This is a genomic window from Altererythrobacter sp. Root672, from assembly GCF_001427865.1.
In the GTDB taxonomy this organism is placed as follows: domain Bacteria; phylum Pseudomonadota; class Alphaproteobacteria; order Sphingomonadales; family Sphingomonadaceae; genus Croceibacterium_A.
In genome coordinates this window covers 922,853-937,936 of sequence record NZ_LMHH01000001.1, presented here as the reverse complement: position 1 = coordinate 937,936, position 15,084 = coordinate 922,853, and the positions used below count along the sequence as shown (strand labels likewise).

Annotated in this window: 14 protein-coding genes; 7 read left to right on the top strand and 7 right to left on the bottom strand. The window is 63.7% G+C overall.

Annotated elements, in window-relative coordinates; genetic code table 11:
- The first annotated feature begins 44 nt into the window (after positions 1 to 44).
- From ASD76_RS04580 to phoB, 6 genes are read left to right on the top strand one after another with little or no spacing between them, the layout of a single operon-like run.
- On the top strand, positions 45 to 1,085 hold the full coding sequence (locus ASD76_RS04580; protein WP_055919131.1) for a substrate-binding domain-containing protein: 1,041 nt from the start codon (positions 45 to 47) through the stop codon (positions 1,083 to 1,085).
- 14 nt (positions 1,086 to 1,099) lie between these two features.
- Entirely contained in the window at positions 1,100 to 2,485 is a 1,386-nt protein-coding gene (pstC, locus tag ASD76_RS04575; RefSeq protein WP_055919128.1) for a phosphate ABC transporter permease subunit PstC, read from the top strand.
- On the top strand, positions 2,478 to 3,728 hold the full coding sequence (pstA, locus tag ASD76_RS04570; RefSeq protein ID WP_055919125.1) for a phosphate ABC transporter permease PstA: 1,251 nt from the start codon (positions 2,478 to 2,480) through the stop codon (positions 3,726 to 3,728). Before pstC ends, pstA begins: the two co-directional genes overlap by 8 nt.
- Positions 3,722 to 4,504 (top strand): phosphate ABC transporter ATP-binding protein PstB, encoded by a 783-nt coding sequence (gene pstB / locus ASD76_RS04565; protein ID WP_055919122.1) that lies wholly within the window; start codon positions 3,722 to 3,724, stop codon positions 4,502 to 4,504. Before pstA ends, pstB begins: the two co-directional genes overlap by 7 nt.
- Positions 4,504 to 5,169 carry a phosphate signaling complex protein PhoU gene (gene phoU / locus ASD76_RS04560; protein ID WP_055919119.1) on the top strand — a complete coding sequence of 222 codons (666 nt, stop codon included), beginning with the start codon at positions 4,504 to 4,506 and terminating at the stop codon, positions 5,167 to 5,169. Before pstB ends, phoU begins: the two co-directional genes overlap by 1 nt.
- Positions 5,170 to 5,211: 42 nt before the next feature.
- Complete coding sequence (gene phoB, locus ASD76_RS04555) at positions 5,212 to 5,901, top strand: phosphate regulon transcriptional regulator PhoB (RefSeq protein WP_055919116.1); 690 nt, start codon at positions 5,212 to 5,214, stop codon at positions 5,899 to 5,901.
- Positions 5,902 to 5,906: 5 nt separating this feature from the next.
- Here phoB and ASD76_RS18135 read toward each other — a convergent pair whose 3' ends face one another.
- From ASD76_RS18135 to ASD76_RS04540, 4 genes are all read right to left on the bottom strand, one after another.
- Entirely contained in the window at positions 5,907 to 6,083 is a 177-nt protein-coding gene (locus ASD76_RS18135) for a hypothetical protein (RefSeq protein WP_156457542.1), read from the bottom strand.
- A gap of 86 nt (positions 6,084 to 6,169) precedes the next feature.
- Entirely contained in the window at positions 6,170 to 7,579 is a 1,410-nt protein-coding gene (gene lpdA, locus ASD76_RS04550; RefSeq protein ID WP_055919114.1) for a dihydrolipoyl dehydrogenase, read from the bottom strand.
- A 12-nt stretch (positions 7,580 to 7,591) separates the two neighbouring features.
- Positions 7,592 to 7,963, bottom strand: coding sequence for an acyl-CoA thioesterase (locus ASD76_RS04545; RefSeq protein ID WP_055919112.1), 372 nt, complete (start codon positions 7,961 to 7,963; stop codon positions 7,592 to 7,594).
- 24 nt (positions 7,964 to 7,987) lie between these two features.
- Positions 7,988 to 9,247 (bottom strand): pyruvate dehydrogenase complex dihydrolipoamide acetyltransferase, encoded by a 1,260-nt coding sequence (locus ASD76_RS04540; RefSeq protein WP_055919109.1) that lies wholly within the window; start codon positions 9,245 to 9,247, stop codon positions 7,988 to 7,990.
- Positions 9,248 to 9,374: 127 nt separating this feature from the next.
- On the opposite strand from ASD76_RS04540, the gene ASD76_RS04535 reads away from it, so the two are divergent.
- Positions 9,375 to 9,827 (top strand): universal stress protein, encoded by a 453-nt coding sequence (locus tag ASD76_RS04535; protein WP_055919105.1) that lies wholly within the window; start codon positions 9,375 to 9,377, stop codon positions 9,825 to 9,827.
- Positions 9,828 to 9,862: 35 nt separating this feature from the next.
- Here the strand turns inward: ASD76_RS04535 and rnr are convergent, their stop codons facing one another.
- The 3 genes from rnr to proS all read right to left on the bottom strand — a co-directional run bounded on the left by rnr (position 9,863) and on the right by proS (position 15,082).
- A complete protein-coding gene (gene rnr, locus ASD76_RS04530; RefSeq protein WP_055919101.1) occupies positions 9,863 to 12,127 on the bottom strand; it encodes a ribonuclease R in 2,265 nt (754 codons plus the stop codon).
- 21 nt (positions 12,128 to 12,148) lie between these two features.
- Positions 12,149 to 13,468: a M28 family peptidase gene (locus tag ASD76_RS04525; protein WP_055919099.1), complete on the bottom strand. Its 1,320-nt coding sequence runs from the start codon at positions 13,466 to 13,468 to the stop codon at positions 12,149 to 12,151.
- A 72-nt stretch (positions 13,469 to 13,540) separates the two neighbouring features.
- The gene (proS, locus tag ASD76_RS04520; protein ID WP_055919097.1) at positions 13,541 to 15,082 is read right to left on the bottom strand and encodes a proline--tRNA ligase; all 1,542 of its coding nucleotides are present in this window, start codon (positions 15,080 to 15,082) and stop codon (positions 13,541 to 13,543) included.
- Positions 15,083 to 15,084: the final 2 nt, after the last annotated feature.

The window sequence follows — 15,084 nt, the reverse complement described above, 5'->3', positions numbered from 1 at the left end:
ACACCCAAGCCGTAGCCACCCGCCGATCTTGGAAGGGACTTATCATGACGAATAAATGGCGCTTTTCGGTCGCCACTCTGTGCGCGGCCTCTCTTGCTGCATGTAGCGGCGGGGCGAGCGATACACGCGATTCAGTCCGTGCCGTTGGTTCCTCGACCGTCTATCCGTTCGCCAAGCTGGTCGCGGAAAATTTCGCCCGCTCGAACACCGACTTCAAGTCGCCGATCATCGAATCCACCGGCACTGGTGGCGGCATCAGCCTGTTCTGCGCCGGCGTAGGCGCCAACACGCCCGACATCGCCAACGCTTCGCGCCGCATGAAGGCCAGCGAGTTTGCCACTTGTAAGGCGAATGGCGTGAACGAGATCACCGAGATCCAGGTCGGCCTCGACGGTCTCGCCTTCGCTTCGGCAAAGGGTGGCATCGACATGAACCTGACGCCCGAGATCGTCTATCGCGCTCTGGCCGCCAAGCCGTTCGGCAAGGAACAGACGGCGCGCACCTGGCACGATGTCGATCCGTCGCTGCCGGACAAGCCGATCCTTGTTTACGGTCCTCCCTCCACCTCGGGGACGCGTGACGCGCTCAAGGAGTTGATCCTGATCCCTGGTTGCGACAACAACGCCGAGATGAAGGCGCTCAAGGATAGCGACAAGGACAAGCACGAACAGCTTTGCACCGAAGTGCGTTCGGATGGCGCCTATGTCGACCAGGGCGAGCAAGACAACCTGATCGTGCAGAAGATCGAGGGCAATCCCGACGCCATCGGTGTGTTCGGCTTCTCATATCTTGAGGAGAACCTGGACAAGGTCCATGGGCTGCGCATGAACGGTGTCGAACCGACTTACGCGAACATCGCGAGCTTCGAGTATCCAGGCGCTCGTCCGCTGTTCATCTACGTCAAGAACGCCCACCTCGATGCGATCCGCGGCTTGCGTGAGTTCGTGGCCGAATGGGCCAAGTCATGGGGCCGCGATGGTCCGCTGACGGCGATCGGTCTGGTTTCCAACCCTGACGATGTCGCCGCGCGCAGCCAGGCCGCGTCCACGGCGTTCACCGCCCTCAACCCGTCCGAGCTGAAGTAAGGTTCGACCCAGCGATGCCGCCCAGCCTCCTGCTCCTCCTGGCCCTCGGGCTTGGTCTGGCCGGTTGGCTGGCGGCGCGCGCACGCGCCTGGAGCTTCCGCCGCGCCGAGCCTGGCGTCCGGTTGGCAGCCCTCCCTTCGTATCACGCCTGGTACGTCGCGCTGTGGGTGGTGGTGCCGGTGCTGCTGTTCGCGCTGGTCTGGAATGTCGCCTCGCCCCAGCTCGTCAACCAGGCGGTGCTGGCAAGTCCGGCCGCGGCCGATCTGCCGCCGTTCGGCATGCAGCGCGAAACGATGCTGGCAGAGGCACGCAACGTGGCCTCCGGTGCTGCTCCTGCGGTGTTCAATCCCGGTGCTCGCGCCCTGGTCGAACCGTTCCGCGAAGCCCTAACCCGCTACAACCTCATCGGTCTGGCCGTGACCCTGATCCTTGCATTCGGCACGGGTGTCTGGGCCTTCCTCCGACTGAAACCTGACTTCGCCGCCCGCACCCGGGTCGAGCGCATGGTCATGGTCGTCCTATTGCTCGCCTCGCTCGTGGCGATCCTGACCACGTTTGGCATCTTCCTTAGCCTGGTCGTCGAGACCACGCGCTTCTTCGGGATGATAAGTCCGGGCGATTTCCTGTTCGGAACCCATTGGGGCCCGGACCCGATGAGCAGCGCGGCCAATCCCGACCCCTCACGCTATGGCGCGCTTCCGCTGTTCTGGGGAACGATCTATATCGGCGCGATCATCGCCATGCTGGTGGCCATTCCGCTGGGGATGATGTGCGCGGTCTACCTCACGCAATACGCCTCTCCCAGGTGGAGGAAGGTACTCAAGCCGTCGCTGGAGCTGCTCGCTGGCGTGCCGACCGTGGTCTACGGCTATTTCGCCGCCCTGACCGTGGCTCCCTTTGTGCGCGACGTGGCGCGGTCCGTGGGCATTGCCAACGCTTCAAGCGAAAGCGCTCTCGCGGCGGGCCTGGTGATGGGGGTGATGATTATCCCCTTCGTCTCGTCGATGGCTGACGATTCCATTGCCGCAGTTCCCCAGGCCATGCGCGACGGCAGTCTGGCCATGGGCGCGACCACCAACGAGACGATCCGCCGGGTCCTGATCCCGGCCGCCCTGCCCGGCATCGTCGCCGGCGTAATGCTCGCCATCAGCCGCGCGATCGGCGAGACGATGATCGTGGTGATGGCCGCGGGCGCCGCAGCAAACCTCACGGTCAATCCGTTCGAGGCTATGACCACGGTGACCTTCCAAATCGTCGCCATGCTGACCGGCGAAGGCAGTTTCGATCATCCTGCCACCCTGAGCGCCTTTGCGCTGGGCTTCGTGCTGTTCATGGTTACGCTGGCCCTCAACTTCATCGCCCTGCGCGTGGTGAAGCGGTTCCGGGAAGCTTATGACTGAGCGCCTCTCCCCCACGCGTACGCCGGCATTCGAGGCACGGCTGAAGAAGCGCTATGCCGCCGAGCGGCGGTTCCGCTTAGCCGGCCTCAGCGCCATCCTATTGTCGGTGGCCGTGCTGGTGTTCCTGCTGGGATCGATGTTGATCAACGGCATCGGCGGCTTCCAACGCACCGTGCTGACGACGCCGGTCGACTTCACCACCGTCGGCCTGAGCATGCCGCCGGGGCAGATGGACCGGAATACGGCGATCCGCGCACTCGAAAGCCAGGGGCTGCCCGATCTCGTGCGCTTCAGCGCAGAGAACGCTTTTGGCGAAGATGTCGCCAAGCAGGTCAGCAACGATGCCTGGCGCGTCGTGGCCGAGCGTGTTGTCGCCGATCCAAGCTTGTTAAGCAGGAAGGCCGAGTTCGCCTTGCCGGTAGGCAAGAACCTCGCCGCAGGCTTTGCCGGCGAAGGTTCGCCCGAAATGCAGGTGTTGGCGAAGAAGCTGGCAGCCGAGGGAAGCTTGACCAAGGCCTTCGACATCGGTTTCCTGACCCGCTCAGACGCCACCGACCCGCAGCAAGTCGGCATCTGGGCCGCGCTCAAGGGGTCGATGCTGACCATGCTGGTCACGCTCGTGGTGGCGTTTCCGATCGGTGTTCTGGCAGCCCTCTACCTTGAGGAATACGCGCCGCGGAACCGCTGGACCGACCTTATCGAGGTATCGATCAACAACTTGGCCGCGGTGCCCTCGATCATCTTCGGCCTGCTGGGTCTCGCGGTGTTCCTGACGATGTTCCCCAACATGCGTTCCGCGCCGCTGATCGGCGGCCTGACGCTGGCGCTGATGACGATGCCGGTGATCGTCATCTCCGGCCGCAACGCGATCACCGCGGTGCCACCCTCGATCCGCGACGGCGCGATGGCACTGGGTGCCTCGCCGATCCAAGTCGTGTTCCACCACGTCCTGCCCCTGGCGCTTCCGGGTATCATGACCGGAACGATCATTGGCATGGCCCGCGCACTTGGCGAAACGGCCCCGCTGCTGATGATCGGCATGCGCGCCTTCGTTGCTACACCGCCGCACGGCTTCACCGATCCGGCGACGGTCCTGCCGGTGCAGATCTTCCTTTGGTCCGACGAGATCGACCGCGGATTTGTCGAGCGCACCAGCGCTGCGATTATCGTGCTATTGCTGTTCCTGCTGCTGATGAATGGCCTCGCCATCTATCTGCGCAATCGCTTCGAGAAGAGATGGTGATCCAGGAAAAACTCTCCACCGAGCCCAAGATGCGAACCCGCGACGTCTCCGTGTTCTACGGCGACAAGAAAGCCGTGGATTCGGTCTCGATCGATGTTCCGACCGAGTTCGTGACCGCGTTCATCGGTCCGTCAGGTTGCGGCAAGTCGACGTTCTTGCGCGCACTCAATCGCATGAACGACACGATCGCCAGCGCCCGCGTCGATGGCATTATCGAGCTAGACGGGGAGGACATCTACCACTCCTCGATGGACGTGGTTCAGCTCCGCGCGCGCGTCGGCATGGTGTTCCAGAAGCCCAACCCGTTCCCGAAGTCGATCTTCGAGAACGTCGCCTACGGTCCGCGCATTCACGGCCTGGCTGAAGGCAAGATCGAGCTCCAGGAGATCGTCGAGAAATCCCTTCGCCGCGCCGGCTTGTGGGACGAGGTCAAGGATCGGCTCGAAGAGTCAGGTACCGCGCTTTCGGGCGGGCAGCAGCAGCGGCTCTGCATCGCCCGAGCGATCGCCGTGCAACCCGAAGTGATCCTGATGGACGAGCCCTGTTCAGCGCTCGACCCGATTGCCACCGCCAAGATCGAGGAACTGATCGACGAACTGCGCGGCCGCTATGCCATCGTAATCGTCACCCACTCGATGCAGCAGGCCGCGCGCGTCTCGCAGCGGACAGCGTTCTTCCACCTCGGCCGAATGGTCGAATACGGACACACCTCGGACATCTTCACCAATCCGACGGAAGAGCGGACCAAGGACTACATCACAGGTAGGTACGGCTAATGGCAGAGCATACGGTCAAGGCGTTCGACGACGACATTACCCGCTTGCGCGGCTTGATTGCCGAGATGGGCGGAATTGCCGAGCTCGCGATTGCAGAGGCCATGCAGGCTCTCCTCAGCGGTGACGAAGAACTGGGACGCGCCGTGGTTGAACGTGACCAGAAGCTCGACGCGCTGGAGAGCGAAGTCGATACCCTGGCGGTGCGCACGCTCGCCTTGCGCGCACCGATGGCCGACGACTTGCGCGAGATCATCGCGGCGCTGAAGATCGCCGGCGTGCTCGAGCGGATCGGCGATTACGCGAAGAACATTGCCAAGCGGGTCGGCAAGATCGAAGGTCGCAATCGCTTCGAGCCGCTGACACTGCTGCCAGCCATGAACGAAGTCGCCGCGGAGATGGTCCACGACGTGCTGACCGCCTTTGCCGCCCGCGACCCGGTGCTGGCGCGAGAAGTGATCGAGCGCGACGCCAAGGTCGATGCTTTCTACGACAGCATCTTCCGCAACTTCGTGAGCTACATGGTCGAAAACCCATCGACCATCAGTTCGGCCGCCCAACTCCTGTTCGTTGCTCGCAACATCGAACGGATCGGCGACCATGCGACGAATGTTGCAGAAATGGTGCATTTTGCTGCGCTTGGCACTTATCCTCCGGATCGGGGATAGTTGTCATAAGCCGGTAATATTGAGGGGCTTTAGGACGGATCAATGTCAGAACCAAAGCTCCTGCTTGTCGAGGACGATGCCGCCCTCGCAGAACTCCTCGAATATCGCTTCAAGGCCGAAGGCTACAACGTCCGCACGACCGCAGACGGTGACGATGCCCTGGTCTTGGCGTCCGAGGCCTTGCCCGATCTCGTGATCCTCGACTGGATGATCGAAGGGACGAGCGGCATCGAAGTGTGCCGCCGCCTGCGGCGCCAACAATCGACCGCGCATGTACCGATCATCATGCTCACCGCCCGCGAGGGCGAGGACGACAGGGTCCGCGGCCTGGAAACGGGTGCGGACGACTATCTCACCAAACCCTTCTCCCCCCGCGAACTCCTGGCCCGTGTGGCCGCTGTCCTGCGGCGGGTGCGGCCGGCACTGGCGGGCGAGACAATCCGCGTTGGCGATCTGCAACTCGATCCAGTCGCCCACCGCGTCGAACGCCGCGGCCGTCAGCTGCGTTTGGGGCCGACCGAATACCGGCTACTCAAGTTTCTAATGGAGCACCCGCGACGGGTGTTCTCGCGCGGGCAACTGCTCGATGCAGTGTGGGGTAACGACAGCGACATCGAGGAACGCACGGTTGACGTGCATATCCGCCGTCTGCGTCTGGCGGTCTCGGTTCCAGGTCTAGCCGATCCGATCCGGACAGTGCGCTCGGCCGGCTACGCGATGGAGCCGGTCTAGCCGCTCTAGGTCAGCTGATCCTCTTCTTCGGGGATCTGCTCAGCGCGCTGACGCATATAGCTATATTTGGGGTCGCCCTGGCGAGCTATCGGCGGGCGTTTGTGGACGCGCCGACCGTGTCTGAGGCTCGGATTGGTGCTGGCATCGAACAGCCCCTCTTCCGATTCAATCTCGTATTCCATCGGGTGCTCTCCTCACCCAGAGAACGCCCCGCAAAATGGGGTGTTCCGGGTGAAGAAAGCAAATGCGACGAACGGTTTCCCGCGCCCTAGATGTGTACCGCGCGACCGTAAGCTGCGAGCACGGATTCGTGCATCGACTCCGAGATCGTCGGGTGCGGGAAGATCGTGTTCATGAGCTCCGCCTCGGTGGTCTCTAGTACCTTGCCGATGGTGTAGCCCTGGATCATCTCGGTCACTTCAGCGCCGACCATGTGCGCGCCGAGCAATTCGCCGGTCTTGGCGTCGAACACGGTTTTCACGAAGCCCTCGGCCTCGCCCAGAGCGATGGCCTTGCCGTTGCCGATGAACGGGAACGTGCCCGCCTTGACGGTGTAGCCCGCTTCCTTCGCCTTGGCTTCGGTCATGCCGACACTGGCGATTTGCGGGTGGCAGTAAGTGCAGCCCGGGATCGCATTGCGATCGAGCGGGTGCGGGTGGACGTCCTTGTTGCCGAGTTCCTGCGCAATCGCCTCGACGGCGGTCACGCCCTCATGGCTCGCCTTGTGCGCCAGCCACGGACCGGGAGCGCAGTCGCCGATCGCCCAGATGCCCTTGGTCTTGGTCCGGCCATAGGGATCGATCTGGATGAACCCGCGGTCCATCTCGACCAGCTTGTCGAGCCCGATGTTCTCGGTGTTCGGCACGATCCCGATAGCGACGATGACGTGGCTGTACTCGCCGCTTTCGACCTTGCCGTCCTTGCCCTTCACCTTGGCCGAGACGCCATTCGGGCCGACCTTGAGCTCTTCCAGCGCAGCGCCGGTCTTGATCGTCATGCCCTGCTTGGTGAGCGACTTTTCGAGGAAAGCTGAAACGTCAGCATCCTCGACCGGCACGACGCGGTCGAGCATTTCGACGACCGTTACCTCGGCGCCCATGTCGTTGTAGAAACTGGCGAACTCGATCCCGATCGCACCCGAACCGATCACCAGCAGCTTCGTCGGCATCTCGCTCGGCGTCATCGCGTGGCGATAGGTCCACACGCGCTTGCCGTCGGCCGGAGCGAACGGCAGGTCGCGCGCCCGTGCGCCAGTGGCGACGATGATGTGCTTGGCGGTGAGCGTTTCGACGCCCTTCTCACCCTTCACTTCCAGCGTGTTGGCGCTCTTGAAGCTGCCAGTGCCGAAGTGAACCGCGATCTTGTTCTTCTTCATCAGGTGCGTGACGCCCTGATTAAGCTGCTTGGCAACGCCGCGGCTACGTTTCACCACGGCTTCAATGTCGGCCTCTATCCCCTTGGCAACCAGGCCATAATCCTTGGCGTGCTGCATGTAGTGATAGATCTCGGCCGAGCGCAGCAGCGCCTTGGTGGGGATGCAGCCCCAGTTGAGGCAGATGCCGCCGAGCAGTTCGCGCTCGACGATCGCGGTCTTCAGCCCCAGCTGCGCCGCGCGGATCGCTGCGACATAGCCGCCAGGACCGGAACCCAGAACGATAACATCGTAATTCTCAGCCACTTCGGCTTGCTCCTAACCGTCTACCGGGCGCGGGTGCCCGTTGTCGTCGATGGCGACGAAGGTGAACTTCGCCTCCGTCACTTTCATGGCTTCCTCGCCCGTTCGTTCACGCCGCCATGCCTCGACGCCAATGGTCAAGCTGGTGCGGCCGACGCGTTCGATCTCGGTATAGACCGAGACCTCGTCGCCCACTTTCACGGGCTGGTGGAACACCATGCCGTCCATCGCCACGGTGACTGCCCTGCCCTTGGCCCGGCGCGCGGCGGTGAGGCCGGCGGCGCTGTCCATTACGCTGAGCAGCCACCCGCCAAAGATGTCGCCATAGGCGTTGGTGTCCGCTGGCATGGCGGTGACACGGATGGCGGGATCGCGATGTTGGGTCATGCCCAGGCTTTCGTAAGACAGCGCTTAGGCAACCAACCCGAGCGGCTTTTCGACCAGTTCCTTGAACGCCTTCATGAACGCGGCCCCGTCGGCGCCGTCGATGGCGCGGTGGTCGAAGCTGCCGGTGGCGCTCATCACGGTGGCGATCTGCAGCGAATCGTCGATCACGTAGGGCCGCTTTTCGCCCGCACCGATGGCCATGATCATGGCCTGGGGCGGGTTGATGATCGCTTCGAACTGCTTGATCCCGTACATGCCCATGTTGCTGAGCGAGGCGGTTCCGCCCTGGTATTCGTGCGGCGCCAGCTTGCCTTCGCGAGCGCGGGCGGCGAGGTCCTTCATCTCACTGGCGATGGTGCTGATGGACTTGTTGCCGGCATCGGCCACGATCGGCGTAATCAGGCCGCCCGGGATCGAGACCGCAACCGAGATATCAGCGCGGCTGAACTTGAGCAGCGTGTCGCCGGTGAACTGGACGTTGCAGCTGGGGACCTGAAGCAGCGCCTGGGCCAGCGCCTTGATCAGCATGTCGTTGACCGAGAGCTTCACGCCACGCGCCTCGAGCGCGGAATTGAGTTCGGCGCGCAGCTTGAGCAGCGCATCGAGACGGATGTCCACCGTCAGGTAGATGTGCGGAACCTGCTGCTTCGATTCGGTCAGACGGCGCGCGATGGTCTTGCGCATGCCGCTGAGCTTTTCCTCGACGTGCGGAATGCCGAAGTCCTGAGCCGCAGCCGGAGCATGTGCTGCCACAGCCGAAGCGCCCGCGGGCACAGCACCAGGCTTGGCGCCTTCGACGTCCGCCCTGACGATGCGTCCGTTCGGGCCTGAGCCCTTGATGCCCGCGAGGTCGACACCCCTCTCCGCGGCGATGCGCTTGGCGAGTGGGGACGCGATCACGCGATCACCCGCACTCTTGGCAACGGTCGCCGGAGCGGCCTTTGCAGGAGCGGGTGTACTAGCTGGCGCTGGGGCCGCCACCGGAGCTGGAGCCGTTTTGGCTACCTCAGCAGCAGGCGCCTTGGCTTTCGACAGGTCCTCGCCTTCTTCGGCCAAGGTGGCGATCACGGTTCCGACCTTCACGCCCTCGGTACCCTCGGGCACAGATATCTCCGCGATGATGCCTTCATCGACGGCCTCGAATTCCATCGTGGCCTTGTCGGTCTCGATTTCGGCCATGATGTCGCCGGAGCTGACTTTATCGCCAACTTTGACCAGCCACTTGGCGAGCGTGCCCTCTTCCATGGTTGGCGAGAGGGCGGGCATCTTGATGGCGATCGGCATGGCGGTTCGCGGTATCCTTCCGGAGGGCTAAAGCGATTTCGTCTAAAGCCAATTTGTGTGGCGGGAGCAAGGACCTTGCGCGGTCAGGGGTTTCATCGGATATCGCGCCGCAGGGGGATGTAAGGCAATGCGCGTCTATCTGGTGATCATTGACGACACGCAGGAAGCGCACAGCGCGTTGCGTTTCGCGGCGCGGCGCGCGGCCGACACCAATGGCACCGTGCACTTGCTCGCCCTCGTTCCCAAGCAGGAATTCAGTGCTTTCGGTCAGGTCCAGGCGACGATCGAGGAAGAAGCGCGCGACCGCGCCGAGGTACTGGCGAACAGCGCCGGCGGCGAATTGATGAGCGAAAGCGGCATCATGCCGCAAATCGCCGTACGGGTCGGCGATGCGACCACGGTTATCAACCAGTACCTCCAGGAGCATCCGGAGGTAGCCGCGCTGGTGCTGGGTGCAGCCGCGGAAGGTGGGCCGGGGCCGTTGGTGGCGCACTTCTCCGCCGGAGCCGGAAATCTGACCTGCCCGCTATTCATCGTGCCCGGCGGGCTCAGCGAAGAAGAAATCGACCGCCTGAGCTGAAACTTACCCCTCTTCCTGTGGGAGAGGGCTTTCGCTCACTTCTTCCGCCCCCTGCCCTGGTGACGGATATTACCCGGACGGCCGCGCGGCCCTTGCGGTTTCTTGAAGGGTGGCTTCTTCTTCGCCTCAGGCCTCGCGCCGCGCGGTTCGATCCGCTGACCGCCCTCGCCGTCGATGCGCTCGAACTTGAGTGCGCCGGTCAGAGGATTGGCCTCTCCCAGACGAAGTTCGATCATGTCGCCAACAGCGAAGCGGGTGCCTGTGTCTTCTCCGACAAGCGCCCTCGCCGCTTCGTCGTAGCGGAAATACTCGCGTCCCAGCGACGAAACCGGGACCAGTCCATCGCCGCCAAGGCCGACGATCGTGGCGAAGAAGCCGAAGCTCTGCACGCCCGTGATCCGCGTCTTGAACGTCTCGCCTACCCGTCCTGACAACCAGGCAGCGACATATCGGTCGATCGTGTCGCGTTCGGCCTCCATCGCCCGTCGTTCGGTCTGGCTGATCGCTTCGGTGACCTTGGAAAGGTCCTCGCGGTCCTTTTCGGAAAGCCCACTGGCCGGCGGCAGATTGCCCTTCGGCTTAGGCTGCTCGAGGTGGAAAGAATCGACCAGTGCACGGTGTACCAGCAAGTCGGCATAGCGGCGGATCGGCGAGGTGAAGTGGGCGTAGCTGCCCAGCGACAAGCCGAAGTGCCCGGCATTCTGGGGGCCATAGTAGGCCTGGGTCTGGCTCCGCAGCACAGCTTCCATCACCAACGCTTTTTCGCCTTCGTCCGCGATGTCCTTGATCATGCGGTTGAACAGGCTGGGCGTAATGACCTGGCCGAGCGCGAGCTTCTTGCCGATGCTGGCGAAGTAGTCCCGTAGCGCGATCAGCTTTTCGCGGCTCGGTGGCTCGTGGACGCGATAGACCACAGGCGAAGCCTTGCTCTCGAGCGCCTTGGCGGCGGCGACGTTGGCGGCGATCATGAAATCCTCGACCACGCGGTGCGCGTCGAGCCGCTCGCGAATGGCGATCTCGGCGATGCGTCCCCTCTCGTCTAGGATGACACGGCGTTCGGGCAGTTCAAGCTCAAGCGGATCGCGCGCCTCACGGGCCTTGAACAGCACACGCCAGGCGGCCCAGAGATTCCGCAGGTTTTCGCCAGCCTCTCCGGAATCGATCCGGGCCTGGGCATCCTCGTAAGCCATGACCTCTGAAATGCGCACCAGCGCGCGGGTAAAGCGCCAGTCCTTCACCCGGCCATGTGAATCGATATGCAGGTGGCAAGCCATCGCGGCGCGGTCGGCGCCTTCCTTGAGCGAACAAACGTCCGCGCTGAGCACTTCAGGCAGCATCGGCACGACGCGGTCGGGGAAATAGGCTGAATTGCCGCGCCTGCGCGCCTCGCGATCCACCATGCCGCCAGGGCGCACGTAGAAGCTCACATCGGCGATCGCGACGACGGCGTTGAACCCACCCTCCCCGTCGGGCTCGGCCCAGATCGCGTCATCGTGGTCGCGCGCGTCAGCGGGGTCGATGGCGACGATCGGCAAGTGCCGCAGGTCCTCGCGCTGTTCCTCGCTAAACGGCAACTTGGCCGCCACTTCGGCCTCGGCCAGCGCTTCTTCGCGGAAGGTGTGCGGGATCCCGTACTTGTGGATCGCGATCAGGCTGTAAGAACGCGGCGCGAGCGGATCGCCCAGCACTTCCACCACTTTGACACCCGCGCGCGGTGACCGACCGGCGGCTTCAGCCAGCACGAGCTGACCAGCTTCCGCTCCACCGAGGTCAGCGATCGGCGAGGAGTTACGTACCCGCTTGTCCACTGGCGCGAGCCAGCCCTTGCCCGACCCATCGAGCTCGACCACCCCGAGGATCGCATCGTCGCGGGCGGGCAGCTTCTTCATCGAATGGGCAGTCCAACCGCTGCCGGTTTCTTCAGTCCGGGCAAGAACGCGGTCGCCGACCTTGAGCGCGGCCTGTTTCTTGCCTTCGATCACTCGCAAACGCGGCGGTGGGGTGGCATCGTCTGGATGCCAGGCATCGGGAACGGCAATCGCCTCCCCATCGTCGACATCGACCACGCGCAGCACGGTTACCTTGGGCACCCCGCCCATGCGGTGAAACGCGGTCTTCTTGCCATCGATCAGGCCATCTTCGGCCATATCCTTGAGCAGGCGCTTGAGCGCGATCCGCTCCTGGCCCTTGAGACCAAAGGCCTTGCCGATCTCCCGCTTACCCGCCGGAGTATCGGACGTTTGGATGAATTCGAGGATCTGCTCGCGCGAAGGCAAGCCGGGGACAATTTTGCGCGGCATCGCCGCTATATGGGCGTAGCCTCAGCTACCCACAAGCGGAGCGAACGCGCCGCCGGGGACAGCGCTCGCAATCGGGCTTTCCGAACCGTCAGGGGCGATCGAACTGACCCCGAAGAGCCAGTCATCGCCACGAATGCCTTCAAGCTTGGCTTCGCTCTGCGTAGTGCGAGCAACGACAGGCTCCGCTTCCCAACTTGGTGCATCCGTCCGCCGACGCCAGATATTATACGAAACCGCCCCAGACACTGGCTTCCAACGCACAGTGGTAAATGTCTGCACTGCCGCCTCGGCCGTCGAAGAAGGGGGGAGCGGCGCCTTGGCGAGTGCGTCCAACGTGCGCACGTTGAGGCGCGTGACCTTGGCGAGATAGGGAAAATCCATCTCGTCGATGGTGTCACCATAAGTCACGCCGTTCTCGACCCGCAGGTCCTGGTGCTGGTGATCGTAGTCTTCGACCGCAACCGAAAAGCGGACTGCTGGATAGCCTTTATCCAGGAACGGCAGCTGGTCGCCGCCCCGTCCCATCCGGTCGGTGCGCCAAACCTGCCGGACCGCCAGGTCGTTTCCTTCGGCGAGACCGGCAATGTAGCGCGATAGATTGCGCCCAGGGCTATCGTTCTCGCCACCGAAGCGAGCCATGGCATCGAGCGTCTCTTGGTTCACATCGCCGCGCGGGCCTTCGGAGAACACGCGAACATGCGCCGCGTCACAAAAGCCATCCGATCCGCACGAGCCGCCGACGATATCGTTGTTGAGCACCGCCTTCACGGTCCAACCCTGCTCCGCCGCATAGTCCGCCAGCAGTTGCCCGCCGTAGAGGCCCTGCTCCTCGCCTGAGAGCAGCGCGTAGACGATCGTCGTGGGATACTTGTGCCGCGACAGAACCCGCGCTGCTTCGATCACCAGCGCCGTTCCTGATCCGTCATCGTTCGCCCCAGGAGCATCGCTCGCGGCGTCCATCACGTCGGTCACGCGGCTGTCGATATGGCCCTGTACAATGACCACCTCGTTGGGACGCTCGGTGCCGCGCTGGATAGCCACGACGTTTACGAGCCGGGTTGGCTCAGGCACCCGCGTCCCCGTCACCATGCGCTCGGGCAGCACGACCTCGAGGCAATCGTCGCAAGCCTTGCTCGCCTCGCGAAACTGTTGCTCACCCCAGCGACGGGCTGCCCCGATCCCTCGCTTGGGATCGTCCTGCACCGAGAGCGTATGCCGCGTTCCGAACCCGACCAGCGCCTCAACATCCGAGCGCAGGCGCGCTTCCGACACCGCCTCCTCTTGGGCCTGGGCGGGAACTGCGAGAACGGCGGCGGCGGAAAGCAGGACGAGAAGACGCATCCGCCTCTTATTCCGGCCTACCGCCCGCGCGGCAAGAGAAAGTGCCGCGAGCCCACAGACTCCTGGGCGCGTTTAATAGGAGCGAGCGACGTAGATCCGTTCAACCGCAGATTCGCCGGTAAACAGGCACTTGCCGTTCGCTGGCGCGGCATCGAGCGGAACGTTGCGGAACGTCAACTTCAAGGCCTTGAGCCGCTCGACAGCTTTGTCGAGCGCTTCGCCCGTCGGTTTGGACCATTGGACTTCGACCCACCCGGGGTACTTACGGTCTTCACCGAAGTACGCAGCAAGGGCCTCGAAGCTTTCGACGTCGCGGACGATATTCGCCTCGCGCCGTTCGGTCGCCTCGGCCAGCAAGGCTTGCTGGATTTCCTCGAGCAAGCCGCCAATCGCCTCTCCAACGGCATCCCTGGACGGTGCCTGGAACGCCGGCTTGCCGTCCGCGCCCCACAGGGCATCGCGGCGCAGCAGGCTCACCGTCTCGGCTTCCATGTCACGCGGGCCTACCTCGATGATTACCGGGGCGCCCTTGCGCACCCAGTCCCACCGCTTGGCCGCGGCTTTGCCGGGGCGAGAATCGAGCTGGACGCGGATCTTTTCGTCGAGCGCGTTCTGCGACGCGATCGAAGCGCGCAAGGCATCGCAATAGTCGAGCAGGGCCGCGTCACCTTCATTGTCGCGCAGCATCGGCAGGATCACGACCTGGAACGGCGCGATCGCCGGCGGCACACGCAGCCCGTCATCGTCGCCATGCGTCATGATCACGCCGCCAATCATGCGGGTCGAAACGCCCCAGCTGGTGGTGTGGGCGAGCTGCTGCCCACCTTCACGGTCCTGGAAGCGAATGTTGGCCGCATCGGCGAAGCTGGTGCCGAGATAGTGCGAGGTACCGGCCTGCAGCGCCTTGCCGTCCTGCATCATGGCCTCGATCGACCATGTCTCGACCGCGCCCGGGAAACGTTCGTTCTCCGGCTTTTCACCCGCAATCACGGGCAGGGCCAGCTGCTGCTCGGCGAACTCGCGGTACATCTCCAGCGCGCGCATCGTTTCGCGCTTGGCATCCTCGCGACTTTCGTGGGCCGTGTGCCCCTCCTGCCAGAGGAACTCGCTGGTGCGCAGGAACATGCGAGTGCGCATCTCCCAGCGGACGACGTTGGCCCATTGGTTGAGCAGCAGCGGCAGGTCGCGCCAGGACTGGATCCAGCGGCTCATGGCATCGCCGATGATCGTCTCCGAAGTCGGCCGGACCACGAGCGGCTCTTCGAGCTTGGCTTCGGGATCTGGAATCAGGCCACCCTTTCCGTCCGAGATCAGACGGTGATGAGTGACGACCGCCATTTCCTTGGCGAACCCTTCGACATGCGCGGCTTCTCGCACGAAATTGCCGAGCGGAATGAACAGCGGGAAATAGGCGTTCTGCACCCCGGCCGCCTTGATCCGGTCATCGAGCAGGCGCTGCATCCGCTCCCAGATGCCGTAGCCCCAGGGCTTGATCACCATGCATCCACGCACGCCCGATTCCTCGGCCATGTCGGCGGCTGAAATGACTTCCTGGTACCACTGGGCGAAATCGTCTTCGCGCTTGATGGTCAGGGCGTGGCGAATGGCGGACATGG

Excerpts from the sequence above, each read along its gene's own strand:
- ASD76_RS04525 (WP_055919099.1), bottom strand. The coding sequence starts at position 13,468 with ATGCGTCTTCTCGTCCTGCTTTCCGCCGCCGCCGTTCTCGCAGTTCCC.
- ASD76_RS18135 (WP_156457542.1), bottom strand. The coding sequence starts at position 6,083 with ATGGAATACGAGATTGAATCGGAAGAGGGGCTGTTCGATGCCAGCACC.
- rnr (WP_055919101.1), bottom strand. The coding sequence starts at position 12,127 with ATGCCGCGCAAAATTGTCCCCGGCTTGCCTTCGCGCGAGCAGATCCTC.
- ASD76_RS04535 (WP_055919105.1), top strand. The coding sequence starts at position 9,375 with ATGCGCGTCTATCTGGTGATCATTGACGACACGCAGGAAGCGCACAGC.
- ASD76_RS04580 (WP_055919131.1), top strand. The coding sequence starts at position 45 with ATGACGAATAAATGGCGCTTTTCGGTCGCCACTCTGTGCGCGGCCTCT.
- proS (WP_055919097.1), bottom strand. The coding sequence starts at position 15,082 with ATGTCCGCCATTCGCCACGCCCTGACCATCAAGCGCGAAGACGATTTC.
- pstC (WP_055919128.1), top strand. The coding sequence starts at position 1,100 with ATGCCGCCCAGCCTCCTGCTCCTCCTGGCCCTCGGGCTTGGTCTGGCC.
- phoB (WP_055919116.1), top strand. The coding sequence starts at position 5,212 with ATGTCAGAACCAAAGCTCCTGCTTGTCGAGGACGATGCCGCCCTCGCA.
- pstB (WP_055919122.1), top strand. The coding sequence starts at position 3,722 with ATGGTGATCCAGGAAAAACTCTCCACCGAGCCCAAGATGCGAACCCGC.
- ASD76_RS04545 (WP_055919112.1), bottom strand. The coding sequence starts at position 7,963 with ATGACCCAACATCGCGATCCCGCCATCCGTGTCACCGCCATGCCAGCG.
- ASD76_RS04540 (WP_055919109.1), bottom strand. The coding sequence starts at position 9,247 with ATGCCGATCGCCATCAAGATGCCCGCCCTCTCGCCAACCATGGAAGAG.
- pstA (WP_055919125.1), top strand. The coding sequence starts at position 2,478 with ATGACTGAGCGCCTCTCCCCCACGCGTACGCCGGCATTCGAGGCACGG.
- phoU (WP_055919119.1), top strand. The coding sequence starts at position 4,504 with ATGGCAGAGCATACGGTCAAGGCGTTCGACGACGACATTACCCGCTTG.